This is a genomic window from Burkholderia sp. LFS061 (assembly GCF_047978125.1).
GTDB lineage: Bacteria > Pseudomonadota > Gammaproteobacteria > Burkholderiales > Burkholderiaceae > Burkholderia > Burkholderia pyrrocinia_C.
On sequence record NZ_JBFPFS010000015.1, the window covers coordinates 1 to 13,844 of the forward strand.

Annotated in this window: 6 protein-coding genes; all 6 read right to left on the reverse strand. The window is 66.2% G+C overall.

What is annotated here, in order from left to right; genetic code table 11:
• Positions 1-193: 193 nt before the first annotated feature.
• The 6 genes from ACNQQL_RS15620 to ACNQQL_RS15645 all read right to left on the reverse strand — a co-directional run bounded on the left by ACNQQL_RS15620 (position 194) and on the right by ACNQQL_RS15645 (position 13,798).
• Complete coding sequence (locus ACNQQL_RS15620) at positions 194-3,283, reverse strand: ATP-binding protein (protein ID WP_347064634.1); 3,090 nt, start codon at positions 3,281-3,283, stop codon at positions 194-196.
• A gap of 181 nt (positions 3,284-3,464) precedes the next feature.
• Positions 3,465-4,136, reverse strand: coding sequence for a response regulator (locus tag ACNQQL_RS15625; RefSeq protein ID WP_072438188.1), 672 nt, complete (start codon positions 4,134-4,136; stop codon positions 3,465-3,467).
• A 327-nt stretch (positions 4,137-4,463) separates the two neighbouring features.
• Positions 4,464-4,628 (reverse strand): hypothetical protein, encoded by a 165-nt coding sequence (locus ACNQQL_RS15630; RefSeq protein ID WP_416392620.1) that lies wholly within the window; start codon positions 4,626-4,628, stop codon positions 4,464-4,466.
• Positions 4,629-4,762: 134 nt separating this feature from the next.
• A complete protein-coding gene (locus tag ACNQQL_RS15635; protein ID WP_347064635.1) occupies positions 4,763-7,867 on the reverse strand; it encodes an ATP-binding protein in 3,105 nt (1,034 codons plus the stop codon).
• Positions 7,868-8,455: 588 nt separating this feature from the next.
• Entirely contained in the window at positions 8,456-11,962 is a 3,507-nt protein-coding gene (locus ACNQQL_RS15640) for a GLUG motif-containing protein (RefSeq protein ID WP_347064723.1), read from the reverse strand.
• A 63-nt stretch (positions 11,963-12,025) separates the two neighbouring features.
• Complete coding sequence (locus ACNQQL_RS15645) at positions 12,026-13,798, reverse strand: ShlB/FhaC/HecB family hemolysin secretion/activation protein (protein WP_347064636.1); 1,773 nt, start codon at positions 13,796-13,798, stop codon at positions 12,026-12,028.
• Positions 13,799-13,844 lie beyond the last annotated feature (46 nt).

A 13,844-nucleotide genomic window follows, 5' to 3' on the forward strand; every position in this document is an offset into this window, starting at 1 on the left:
CCAGCTTCACCGTCGTGAACAACGGTTCTTGCATCTCGTCCATTCCACGCATCGGCTCATCTGCTCAAGATCATGAACACGATATCTCTAACGCACCGCCCTTCGAGCCCGTTTACACCGTTCCCAATTTCAACAGCCTGTTAGGTCGGCGACCGCCGTACCGATCCGCAACGGCGCGCCGCTTGTTCGCGAATCAGACCGGCTCGCACGATCCACGTGGCCCGGCTCCGGACAGCCGCCCGAGCGCATAGTCGATCTGCCGCTCGAACGCTGGCCAAGCAGCCTTCATTGCTTCGATGCCGCCTTCTGTCAGGGTCTTTTCGGCATGCGCGCACGCATCCCTCGCTTCCGTGGCGCCAGCAAGTGCGAAGCCGCCGCGCATCGAGTGAAGCTCGATCTTGACCAGATCGGCGTCGTCATTCGCCAGTGCGGTGTCGATCACCGTCAGCGAATGCAGCGAGGCCGCGTGCAGCGTCTGCCTAATCTCATCCGTCATCACGGGTCGCGCGACTTGACCCGAACGCCCGTGATTCATTGGTCCCGGGCGTCTCGCATGCCGCCGCAACGCCGCGTCGAGCGTCTCGATCGACAGTGGCTTGAGCACGATCTCCACAGCACCGGCCTGTTCGCAGCGCCGGCGATCCTCGTCGGTCGCGTGTGCCGTCATCGCGATCACGGGCACGCGCGCACCCTGCTCGCGCAGGAAGTTCGCGAGCGCGAAGCCGTCGAGTTCCGGCATGCCGAGATCGGTCAACACGACGTCGTACGGTCGCTCGAAGAAGGCGCGCATCGCCTCGATGCCGTTGGAAACGATCGTCGCGTGGTAGCCCAACGCGTCGAGCTGGTCTCGCAGCAACGCCCGGCTTGCCGGGTGATCCTCGGCGACGAGCACTTGCAGCGGTTCGTCATCGTCGGCCCCCGCGCGTGCGTCAGCCTCCGCGCCCGCTTCGGATTCCGCCTCTGCTCCGTACCCGCGCGCAGCATCCGCGAACGCCGCGGGTTCCGGCGCATCGTCTCGCCAGCCGGACGGCGCTTCGGGCAACGGCAACGCAGCCACAAAAGCCGTGCCTTCACCAAGACGGCTGTCGACGCTCAACGCCCCGCCCATCAGCGTCACGATCCGCTTGCACAGCGGCAGGCCGAGCCCCGTGCCGCCAAAGCGCCGGTAGATCGATGCATCGGTCTGGATATAGACATCGAACAGGGTCGGCATGCTGTCTTCGGGAATGCCGATGCCCGTATCGCGGACTGCGATTTCGACGCCACGGTCGGCCAGGCCCGCCTGTGCAAGCCGCACTTCGATCGTCACGCCGCCGCGCTTCGTAAACTTGATCGCATTGCTGACGAGGTTCGAGAGCAGTTGCCGCAGCCGGGTCGAATCTCCTAAGTAACCATCGGCGAGATCCGGGGCAATTCGGCACGTCAGCGCAAGGTTTTTCGCATCCGCGAGCGGGCGGAAGATCGCGGCCACGTCGTTCACGACACGACGCAGGTCGAACGGAATGCTTTCCAGCACCATCTGGTTCGACTCGGCCTTCGACAGGTCGAGCACGTCGTTGATCACGCGCAGCAGCGCGTCGGACGACGACATGATCGTCCCCAGCCGGCGCCGTAGCGGCGCCGCCATCTGCGCGCGCTCCATCAACTCCAGGTTGCCGATGATCGCGTTGAGCGGCGTGCGGATCTCGTGGCTCATCGTCGCGAGGAACGTCGACTTCGCCTTGTTCGCGAGTTCTGCGGCTTCGCGCGCCTCGCGCAGCTTCTCCTCCGCCTGCTTGCGGGCCGTGATGTCGAGCAACGTGCACAGCAGCACGTCGATCCCGCGGTATTTGGTGCGCACGATGTGCGCGTCGAGATAGACGGTGCCGTGTCCCTCGCGCTCGACGGCCAGCTCTCGCGTCACGCGCTTGCGTGCGTTGCCGGTGGGCGCGCCGTCCCGGTACGCGCGCCACAGCCGCTTGCCGAGCGGCTCGCCCGACACGTCCCGCTCGTAGGCGATCATCGCGTCGTTACGCACGATCGCTTCGCCGTCGATGAACGACAGCAGCACGAGCCCGGCCGGCGCCGTGCGGATCAGCGTCCGGTTGAGCGCCTCGCTTTCGATCAGGCGAATCGCTCGCCGGTTCGCCGGACGCAGTGCGCGCCGGTCGAACGTCACGATTGCAACCCACATCAGCACGAGCGCCAACAGCGCGGAACCGACCGTCACGCCCACGCGCAGAGCGATGTCGCTCAGCACGCTGCGCCACGAGAAGGTCGCCATCACCACTTCGTCCGACCCCGGGAGCATGTCGCTGACGAAGAAGTTCATCCCGACCCGATGTGCAACCGCTTTCTCGCCGGGCGCGCGGCGCGCATGACCGAGCGCACGGGCCACCATCGTGCTGTCGGGCTGTCTGCCGATCAGGAGATTTCCGTCGGAGTCGACGAGTGCATATTCCCTGCCGGCGCCCGGCGAACGCAAAATCTCGTCTGTCTGCGGCCGGCTGTTGATGACCAACCAGACGACCGGCCTGCCGCTCGCGCCACGCACCCATTGCACCAGCCGCAGCACGGAGCGCCCGAGCACCGGGTCGAATCGACGGTCCAGCATAATCGTGTTTCTGCCGGGAACGGCCGGCGTCGCCGCTACGGACGCACCATCGTTCATCGGACTCAATTGCCGGATCAGTGCCCTCACGTCGAAACCGGCCGGCAACGCGAGCGATCGCTTCACCAGCGGATACCCGGTCTCGACGAGGAAATCGCCGTTCGGATCGATCAGATAGCCGGTCAACCCCGGATCGGCCGGTTGCGGCGGCGCCAGGACACCAGTCACTTCGACCCGATCGAGAAAGCGCGCAAGGTACGGCAGGTGCGTGTTCGTCGAATCCGCAGATGGGATGTCGGCGTACGCGGCAACCGCGACTCGCCCGATCCGCCCGACGAACCGCTGCTTGCCGCGCTTGCCTTCGAGCAACCCGGGCAGGCCCGGTGCATCTTCAGCGACGCTTGCCCAATGTAGCTCCATGTCCTCGACATAACGATTCTGCAGTGCCTTCATGACCTCCAGTTCGGCAACGAGCTCGGCCTTGCGCTCCGTGAACTCGATACGAAAGCGCTCGAGGGATTCCTGCACGTCGAGCAGCACGACGAGCGTCGCGCACACCAGAATGAACGCCGAGACCGCCGCGCCGCTTGCGTACAGCAGGAACTGCTGCTGCCGCCGGACACGACCCGGCTCGAATGGTTTGTGAACCGCCACGGCGGCGTGAGAAACAAGTCTTTTGAGCTTTGCGGGCATGTCGTATCGATCTCGTCGCTCGTGGCCGGGCAAACCGCATCATTCGCCGATACTGGCGCGTCGGCGCCCTTGAAAACAGGGTGGTCGTGTCGCGCGGCGTGCGTCCACCCACACGCATTGCTTCACTTCGGCGGCATCTGTGCTGAAGCGGATCCAGAGCGGCAACTGGCCCTCGCGCACATCACGCCGACGACGACGCATCGCCGTCAGGCGCGCCGGAGAGGTTTTGCTCGTCGTTGTAACGAATCAGATCCGCGTCGCGAACGATCCCGAGTTTCTTCATCGCGCTCGACTTCTGCGAACTGATGGTCTGCTTGCTGCGATGGAGCTGCGCGGCAATCTCTCCCACCGTATAGCCCGCGCCGAACAACCGGACAACCTCGATCTCGCGTGTCGTCAGTGCGCGGGCGGCGGGCTCGGATTCGACGTCCTGCAGGAGCTGCTTGATGTACGGCGACATGTAGTTCGCGCCGACGTAGGCGGCATGCACGGCGCCGATCAGGTGCGAGATCGCGTCGGACTTGCTGAGAATGCAACTCACGCCCTGCTTGTGGATCGCGCGCAGCACGCTCGGATTGTCGATCATCGTGATCGTCACGATATGCAGCGCGGGATAGCGGCGCTGCAGGAACGACAGCAGCACGAGCCCGTCGCCGTACTTGCCGCCCGGCATCACGTAGTCGAGCACGAGCACGTCGCTCTGCTGCGCGTCGAGCGCCGCGACCAGATCCGTCGAGTTCGAAACGGTGCCCACGAGCTTGATCGTGCTGTTGCCTTGCAGCGCCTGCGAGATGCCGAGCGCGGACGCCGGATGATCATCGGCTACCATCACGCGCACAAAGAATTCGTCCATGTTCCTGTTTCCCCGAGGCTTTCAGTCACGCATCCGGTCCCCGTCGCGACGGGGAGCATGCTCGCGCCATCGTGTCGATGGCTGGCCGTATTCGGCGCACCGGACAAATAGTGCCTCAATTTTAAGATAAATCCAGGTTTGCTTTTCAATCGGCGCATGGCCGCGCGGCGGACGATGCATCTGCGCCCGCGGCGCGCACGATGCGTCCGCACGGACACACCGCGCAGATTTGCCGAAGCTCACGACGGTTCGGAGCGTTACGGAAGGCCGCGACGTCGTCCTGCCGCGCTCCCTGGTAGCGCGGCCGCGCCGCGACACGGCGCGCTATCAGTGGCTCGAATCACCGGGCAGATCATGCGAGTTGCCATCCACCCTATTTTTCCACTCGATCAGCGCACGTCGCCGCTGAACCGGTGACATCAGCAAAAACTCGTTCATCATCGTCAGGAATTCCCGGCGAGACTTCTCAGAAAGTGCGGCGAAATCGAGCAACAGTGCGAATATCTTCCCTACATGACGCACGATATTCCCCTCCAGTATTGATTTGAAATCTGCCGCGCGACGTGCGTCGGCACCCTGCCGCTGTTGTTATCTCGAATACTTGTTGATGCGATCGCTGCTGTTGATTACTTGTCATGCAATTCCGTTTCATCATTGGTTGAGCCCGACGGGCACGCGGCCACGCATGCCTCCTTCGCCGCAGCCGCGGCACGTCGCTGCCGCGCATGCGCAAGCGCGCCGCGCAGGTGCCGAAGCGTCACGGGTTTCGTCAATACGCGCCGGACACCGGCTGCCGTGCAGCGGTGCATGCCTTCGGGTGTCACATGTGACGTCACGACCAGTACGTCGCACGCGGCATCGACGCCGCGTGCCGCTTCGGCCAGTTGGTGTGCGCGCATGTCGGGCAGATCGTCGCCGATCAGCAGCACGTCCCAGTCGTCGCCGGCCAGCGATTCGAGCGCCGCGCGCCCCGTTCCGACCTCGGCTACCCTGCAGCCGAGCGCGTCTAGTTGCTCGCTGAAAATCGAGCCGTTGATGGTTTCGCCGTCTGCGACGAGCACACGCAATGCGCAACTGCCGTGCGCGGCCGCGTCGCGAGACGTTTCAGCCGTCGCCGAGCCGCGAGCATGCAGGTCGTCACGCCACAGGTCATCGCCCGATACGACATCGATCGCGCGTTCATCGCCCATCGGGCCGCCAAGCGCCAACGCGGCGCGCAAGCCGCCGAGCGAATAACTCGACACGCGTACCGTGTCGCCCGCGCGATACGGTTCGAGCGGGCCGTCGGGTATCGCGAGTATCAGCGGCGCGCAATCACTCAGGCTGTTCAGATCCGCTTGCGACCACGTGTCGGAATCGCCGAACAGCACGACCGCGCCGCGTCGTGCAATGCCGGCCGGCAGACTCGACGGGCTGTCGTACACGCTGACGTCGAATCCCCATGCCCGTAGATGCGGCAACGCAAAATCGCGCCATCCGGGATGCGCGGCGATCAGCGCCAGCGCGTGTGGGTGAACCGCGCGCGGTAGGTCGAGCGCGGCGATGTCCATGCCGAGCGGAAGATTCACCGTGAAACGGCTGCCGGCGCCCGGCTTGCTCTCCACCGTGATGCGGCCGCCCATCGCCGCGACAAGCCGGTCACACAGCGCAAGCCCGAGCCCGGTGCCGCCGTAACGCCGCGTGATTGACGTGTCGACCTGCGAAAATGCCTTGAACAGCTTGCGTCGATGTTCAGCGCCAATTCCGATGCCGGTGTCCTCGACCTCGACCGACAGTTCCGGCGCGTCGTGCCCTTCGGCAACGACCGCGACGCGCACGGTCACGCGACCGACGTCGGTAAACTTGAGCGCGTTGCTCAGCAGGTTGCGGAGCACTTGCGCGAACCGCGTCGGATCGCCGCGCATCTGTTGCGTACTGCTCGCATGGATCTCGCAGAATAGCTGCACCCCCTTCGCCTTCGCGATCGTCGCGAACGCGTTCAGCTCGCGCTCGACCGCCGCGGTCACGTCGAACGCGATCGATTCGACCGACATCGCGCCGGCCTCGATCTTCGAGAAATCGAGAATGTCGCTGACGAGCGCGAGCAGGCTCGTTGCCGACGTGCGCAGCGTATGAACGCGGCCATGCTGGGTCGCGTCGAGCGCCGAGCGCTCGAGCAGTTCGAGGTTGCCGAGAATCACGTTCAGCGGCGTACGGATCTCGTGGCTCATCGCCGCGAGGAACGACGATTTCGCGGCGTTGGCCGAATCGGCCGCGCGCACGGCGTCTTCCAGCTGCTGCACGAGTTGCCGCTTCGCGCTCATGTCGGCGACAGCGGCGATCAGCACGTCCGTGCCCTGATAGCGGGCGCCACACGCGATGAATTCGAGGTGCAGGTCCGCGGCTTGCACGTCTCCCACCAGGAGGTCGCCGTGCAGCACGCCGCCCGCATCGCCGCGCGCCTGCCATGCGTCGGCCACCTGGCTCGACAGCACGTGATAGTCACCGCCGATCCGCTCGACCATGTCCGTCAGCGCGGGGCTCACGAGCATGAAATGCCCGTCGTCGCGCGCGATCAGCCCGAGCCCGATCGGCGCCATCTCGATCACGCTGCGGCACAGCGCTTCGCTGTCGAACACACGCTGCGAGCGCGCGTAGAGCGGCACGAACTCCCGCCGATGAAAGCGCAGCAGCAACCCCCACATGACCATGAGCGCGAGCAGTGTCGCGGCGCCGAGCGTACCGGCCGAGCGCGCGACGCCGGCCGCGATGTCGGTCCACGACAGCGCATACGCAAGCGTCCAGCCCGTCGATTCGAGCTTGCCGTGAAACAGCAGGAAGCCGTCCCGGAACACGGGCGCGCTCGACGACGACGCGCCGCCCCGCCACGGGTTCAGCTTCAGCAGGCTTTCCACGCGGCCGGTTTCGCCCGCCGTGGGATCCATCGTGACGAGCTGGCCATCGGCCGTCGTGATGTAGAACATGCCTTCGGGGCGATAGTCGGCGAGCCAGGACAGCAGGTAATCGGGCGGATATTCGGTGACGAGCACCGCGAACGGCTTGCCGTTGTCGCGCGCCTCGGCCGCGAGCCGGATGCGCGGCTGCCCGGACACGGGATCGGTGAACGGCGCCAGCCAGCGCACGTGCGGGCGCGCATCGACGATGCCCGGATAGGGGCGCTCGAAATCGACGCGCAGCGCATCCAGCACACGTGCGCGGCTTTCCGGCGAAACCAGCGCCGGATCGTCGCGATCCCGATGGGGTATCAGCGCGAACAAGCCCGTGCGCGTGCTGTAGTGATAGCCCTCCAGCGTGCGGCCGCGATTGAGCGAACTGGCCGCGCAGATGCGTGCCAACAGGACCGACAGCGACAGATAGCGCGCGACTTCAGCCCGATCGCTGTTACGCGCGGGCACGCCGACGACGAGCGACGGATGCGGACGGGTCGCGACGCGCTGGTCGTTGAGGAAGAAATCGTCGACGACCGCCGCCGGCACGTCGCTGGCCTCCTGCCAGATCAGTTGCGCATTCGCGACGCCGTTGCGGAACGAGGTTTCGCTTACCTGGATTTCGTTCAGCGTCTGTTCCAGGCCGTTCAGGTAGTTGCGCCGCTGCCCCTCGACATAGCCCGAGACGATCGACGCCATCCCGAGACCGCAAGCGATCAGGACAAGGATGGTAACGACGATACCGCCGCCGAACACCGAAATGCTCTGATAGCGACGAAGGGATTGAAGCGGGCTCTGCGACATGGCGCGGCAACGATTGCGAGCGCGGCCGGAACGACGTCGTTCCGGCACTCGCAATCGTCTCGGGAAACACCTGGAATAATGGGATTTCCGATCATGCCAAAGGCTCGCGGGGGTGTCCTCATCGTACGAACCATTTCGTACACGTCAAAACTAACGGCATCAGAATTTCGGACTTGAACGAACTTTGACGCGGTAAATTCGAGTCGTTTGTTTCGCATTGCGTTGACAGAGCGTTCGGCGGGTTAGCCTCTCAGGCAACACATTGGGCTGGAGTTTTTTAGAGATAGCCCCGGCCGCGCGGCTAGCTGATGCGTAACGACGGCGGCCAATACCGACTGCCCCTCGATTTTCCGGCCGTACCCGGCTCGCTGCCAAAAGAAAGGGTTCTTCGCGAATCGACGTGAAGAACCCTTGAAAAACATCGTTGCGGTGAAGACCGAGCCGGCGATGGCGCGCGTGCCGCCATCGCCAGTCGCCAACCCGTCCGGCACCCATGCCGAACGGGCGTCGCATCGAAGCCGCGACAGCGAGATGTGCTCAGGAGGCGGGCATCACTGCAATGAAACCCGCCTCCCGAGACAAGACCGATCAGTTCCGGATTGCGCCGAAATTGAGGCCCGCGAGCGGCACCGCTGCCGCGCTTCCGCTCACGGCATTGCCGCGCATCCAGCCGAAGTTGAGGCCGACCAGCCCGCCGTACAACTGGTCGTAGCCAGCCGTGTAGGCAATACGGCTGCTCGAGCTCGAACGATCGACGTTGCCGAAGTTTGAGCCTGCCACGCCGCCCAGGCGGGAACCGCGCCCGCCGGACACCGTACCTGACGACGACGACGACGCGATCTTGCCGTCGTTTTCGCCGACGAGGCCGCCGACATTACTCCAATCCCCGCCCTTCGCGGAACCGGAGGCGCTGGACGCATCGATCGATGCGCTCATGACGCTCTGCCCGACCAGACCGCCGACGTAGCTATCGGCGCCCGCGACGACGTCGCCCGACGCGCTCGACGACGACACGCTGCCTTCGTTGCGCCCGACCAGGCCGCCGGCGCTGCCCGTACCGGCAATGTTGACGCTCCCGCGCGCACTGGCATTCGCCACCTTGCCCGCGTTCTTGCCGACGAGCCCGCCTGCGATGCCGTTCGCAGCGGTCGATACACTGCCGGCCGCCGAGGAAGCGACCACCTCGCCGCTGTTCTCGCCGACGAGGCCGCCCACGGTGCTCGATACGCCGGCAATAACCGGACCGCGTGCATCGGACGACTTCACGCTTTCGGTGTTGACGCCGACCAGGCCACCCGCCACGCTCCGCGCGCCGACCTTGACCGTCCCCGTGGCCGACGAACCGTCAATTGCGCCGTCGTTCAAGCCGACCAACCCGCCGGCCTTCACGTTGTCGCGCCCGTCCACGTTGCCGTTCGCGCTCGACGCGATCACCTGGCCGAGGACGCCGTTACGGCCGACGAGGCCGCCCAGTTCGCTGTCGGCGCCTGTCGAGACCTTGCCGTTCGCGGTGGATGCGCGAACCGTGCCCGCGTTATATCCCGCGAGCCCGCCCGCCACCGCGGCGTTACCGGCCTGAACGCTGCCGTTTGCCGTCGACGCCAGGATCGTCGCACGGTTGACGCCGGCGAGCCCGCCGACGATGGCCGACTTGCCGGCAACGACATTGCCACCCGCCGTCGACGCGGCGATCTTGCCGAGATTCTCCCCGACCAGGCCGCCCGCCTTGGCGTTGTCGCCCACGGTCACGCCGCCGGTCGCGTCGGATGCCTCGATCGACGCGGCGTTGTAGCCGACGAGGCCGCCCGCCGTCGCGTCATGGCCAGCCCGCACGCTCGCGGACGACGAGGATGCCTTGATGCTCCCGCCTTCATGGTAGCCGACGAGGCCGCCAGCGCGCGCGCCGCGGGCCAGGGCGCTGACGCTGCCCGCGGCCGTCGACGCCGCGATGGCGCCCCGGTTGATACCGACCAGGCCGCCCGTAACGCCGGACGACCCGCTGCTGACCTGTACGTCGGCGTGGCTGTTGCTGATGGTCGCCTCGCCACGATCCGGCGAAAGGAACGTGCGGTTTTCTCCAGCCAGACCGCCGACATACATCGCCTCCTTGCCGCCTTCGACGCGGCCCGAAACGGATGCGCGATCGATCCGTCCGCTCAGGTTGCTGCCGACGAGACCACCGACGATCGCGCGGCCCTCGCCGCTCACCACGACGTCTTTCGCCTTCACGTTCGTGATGTCACCCGTGTTGTAGCCGGCCAATGCGCCGACGCTGACCGGCGAGCCGACTTGCCCGACCAGGCCGCGCGCCGTGATTTTGTCCAGCACGAGGTTGGAGATACGGCCGCCGTTGACCGCAAACAACCCGACGGTCGCGCTACCGGGATTCGAGACCGACAGATTGCCGATGGTATTGCCCAGACCGTCGAACACGCCGCCGAACATCGCACGGTTGCCGCCGAGGCTGCGGAATTGCGCACCCTTGCCGTCGATCGCATTGCCCAGCACGTAACGGCCGTTCATGTTGCCGTCGACACCGCGCAGCCCCGCGAGATCGTGAATCACGCCATACGCTTCGCCATTCGCCGAGAACGACGCGTTGCGACCCGACAGCGTCACCACCGCATCGTCGTTCGTCAGCGTATGGCCGCTGCCCGCGTTCAGCGCCAGGTTCGCGTTTTCGCCCGTCAGCGTCACCTTGTTGCCGACGCGAATCTGTTGCGCCGCGTTCATCGTCACGCCCGCGTTCACGCCGCTCGCCGTCAGCGACTGCTTCAGGTCGACGCTGCCCTTTTTCGACGTCAGCGCCAGCGTGTTGTCGCTCGCCCACGTCACCGCGTCGCCCACCGTCAGGTCGCCCGACGTGTTCGTCAGCGCAACGTTCGTCGTGCCCAGGTTGCGCGACAGCGTCTCCCCGTCGATCGCACCGTCGGCGCTACCGACTATCACGCCTGTCCCACCGTTGCCGGTATTGCCGTTGATCCCGCCTCCGATGACGAGACCGCGCTTGCCGGCCCGTGCAGCCGCACCAACCCCGGCGTTGGCCGCCTCGATCGTCCACAGGCCCGTTTGGCCCGACGCCGCGCGCGTGTCCACCTGCGCGTCGCGCGACACCGCCACCCGCTCGCCGCGCGTCGTTACCGTGCCGCCCGCCGTCGACGCGTCCTGCGCGCTCGCGTCCAGATTCCCGCCAACTTGAACCTCGCCGCCGTCCAGCGTGATCTTCCCGGCGCGGCTGCTCAGCCCCTTCGCCTCGATCGTGCCGCTGTTCTTAACCACCGATCCCAGCAGATCGCCGGCCGCGCGCGCCGTCATCAGCACTTCCCCGCCGTCCGCCTTCAGCAGCCCGCCGTTATGCGCCTGCGCGTCCACCGCCCCGCCTTCAACCTGAAGGTTCAGCAGCCCGTTGCCGTCGAAGTTCACGTTGAATGCATTGCCCGCGCCCAACGCCACGCGCCCCATCTGCGCGCGGATCACGCCCGTGTTCGACACCCGCGCACCCAGCAGCGCCACGCTCCCGCCGTCCGCCGCCGTGATCGTTCCGGCGTTCTCCACCGACTGGCCCGATGTGCCCGCGAACCGGTAGCGGCCCGCCAGGAAATCCGCGTCCGACAGGTTCTGCGTCGACGCCACCAGGCCGCCCACGTTCACCTGCGCGCCCGCGCCGAACATCACGCCGTTCGGGTTCACCAGGAACACCCGCCCGTTCGCGTCCAGCTGACCGTGAATCTGGCTGCCGTTCGCCCCGATCACCCGGTTCAGCGCGATCGACTGGTTCGTCGGCTGCTGGAACGACACCCGCTCGCCGCCGCCCACGCTGAAGTCCTGCCAGTTCGTGATCAGCTTGTCCGTGTGCTGGTTGATCGACATCGTCTTGCCGTCCGCCGACGTCGCGATGTCCGCCTTACCCGACGCAATCTCGCCGCCCGTCGGCAACGCATACGCGCCCGACGCGGCCGCCAGCCCCAACAGCGACACACCCGCCGCAAGCAGGCGCTTGCCGCCGCTCTTCTTGCCGCGACGGCGCGCCGTTTCCCCGACTGCGCACCAGCCACCCTGTGCTTCATTCCACACCAGTGAATAGGCCTTGTTCATTTTGGTATCCTCTTCAATCTGCTTTATAGAACCCACCCTGTCGGACGGACCGATCACGCGCGCTCAGAAATACTGAGCGGCCTGAACCCATACGCTCGGCGCGCGGGTCGGCGAGCCGAACGCCGCGCCGAGCGGCCACGCGGCCGTCAGCGTCACCTGGCGCTTCGCGCCGAACCAGCTCGCGCCGACACCGCCGGCCTGCATGTGCTGCATGTTTCGCCCTTGCGTCCACGGGTACTTGTCGGCCTGCACGCGCCCGGCGTCGACGAACGTGCTGATCTGCCACCCCGGCGCGACCAGATACCGCAACTCCGCGCTGGCCTGCCAGCCCTGGTCGCCGCTGCCGGCGCCGAGCGCATACGCGCGCACGCCGTACGGGCCGCCGAGACTGAATTTCTCCGATTCGTCGAGATTGCGCGACGCGAGCTGCGCGCTGAATTGCGTGTACAACTCGAACCGACGCCCCAGCGCCTGCACTCGCAGCGCGCTCACATTCAGCTTCGTAAAGCTGCCGATCGATTTTTTCAGCGCATCCGCTTCGAACGGATCGTTGCTGCGCAGCCGCCCGACGCCGAACATCACCGAGAACCCGTTGCGGCCGCCGCCCAGCCAGCCGTCCTGACTGTTGCCGCTGACGCCGAAGGTCCACAGGCCGACGTTCTTGTCGCGCCGAATGTCGAATACACCGTAGTCGTCGCGCAGGTTCTTGTTTTCGTACTGGATCTGCGCGGTGACGCTCAGGTTTCGTGCGCGCACGAGCGGCTGGGTCACGTACGCGGTCTGCACGCTCGCGCGGCCGCTGGAATCGAGATCCGAGAATGCTCCGCCGAGCCGGTAGCGCAGCGACGAATACGCAACGCCGACCCGTGTCGACGCGGGCCCGACCGGTAGCTGGTAGCCGGCGCGGTAGTAGCGCTGCAACTCGTTGCTGACGAGCCCGCGCAGGCTCAGGCGATCGCCGAGCCGCAGCGGCGAATTGACGTCGACGCTGCCGCCGACACGGTAGCGCCCGAGCGCTGCGTCGCCGAAGTTGTCGAATTCGAGCGATCCGGACGCGAGCGGCCCTTTGTCGGCGTCGACGACGAGATCGGTGGTGCCGGGCATATCGCCCGGACGCAATGTGCCGCGCGCAGCGACGCCGGCCAGGTCGTCGAGCAGCAACAGGCTGCGCTCGAGACCGGACCCGCGCACGACATCGCCGGGATGCAGCGCCGAGAGCGGCTGGCGCAGCGCGGCACCGAGCACGCGCGAATGATTCTGGATCGTGATTGCGCCGTAGCGCCCTTCGGCGATTTCGATACGCACGACGCCGTCGTCGATGTCCTGGCGAGGCAGATAGGCGCGTGCAAGCACGTAGCCATGGCGGCGATAGTAGGCAGTGATGCGCGCGGCGGCGCGTTGCAGGTCCGCGAAACCCAGCGTGCTGCCGGCAAGATCGGCGACGAGCGGCTGCAACTCGTCGTTGCCGAACACGGTATTGCCGTCGAGCGCGAATGCGCGAACGAGCACGCGAGGCCCCGACTCGGGCGCGCTCTCGGCAGCCTCTTCCGACGGCGCCACCGTCAGCTCGGGCATAGCTTCCGGCGGCAGATCCGGCCGTGGTGCCTCGATATCGCGCATCGCTCGCCCCGCATCCGGCACTTGCGCATGAACCGGCTCGAACAGGCTCGCGGCACCGCCGCAGATCAGCGCCACGCACAATGCGTGGCGAACCCGCGGGACCACACCGACGTCGTGCGACACCGAACGCGAACCGGCCTCGCGCGACCGCGTCGCTTCGACGCTACCGATGTCGGCCCGAAGGCGGTCGACGACTTGCATATGATCTACCCACATGGAATACATTCGGACCTGGCCGACAAGGCACTTGCCGGCTGTGACT

Bases quoted from the DNA above. Each gene is read 5' to 3' on its own strand.
- ACNQQL_RS15620 (WP_347064634.1), bottom strand. From the start codon at position 3,283: ATGCCCGCAAAGCTCAAAAGACTTGTTTCTCACGCCGCCGTGGCGGTT.
- ACNQQL_RS15645 (WP_347064636.1), bottom strand. From the start codon at position 13,798: ATGTGGGTAGATCATATGCAAGTCGTCGACCGCCTTCGGGCCGACATC.
- ACNQQL_RS15625 (WP_072438188.1), bottom strand. From the start codon at position 4,136: ATGGACGAATTCTTTGTGCGCGTGATGGTAGCCGATGATCATCCGGCG.
- ACNQQL_RS15640 (WP_347064723.1), bottom strand. From the start codon at position 11,962: ATGAACAAGGCCTATTCACTGGTGTGGAATGAAGCACAGGGTGGCTGG.
- ACNQQL_RS15635 (WP_347064635.1), bottom strand. From the start codon at position 7,867: ATGTCGCAGAGCCCGCTTCAATCCCTTCGTCGCTATCAGAGCATTTCG.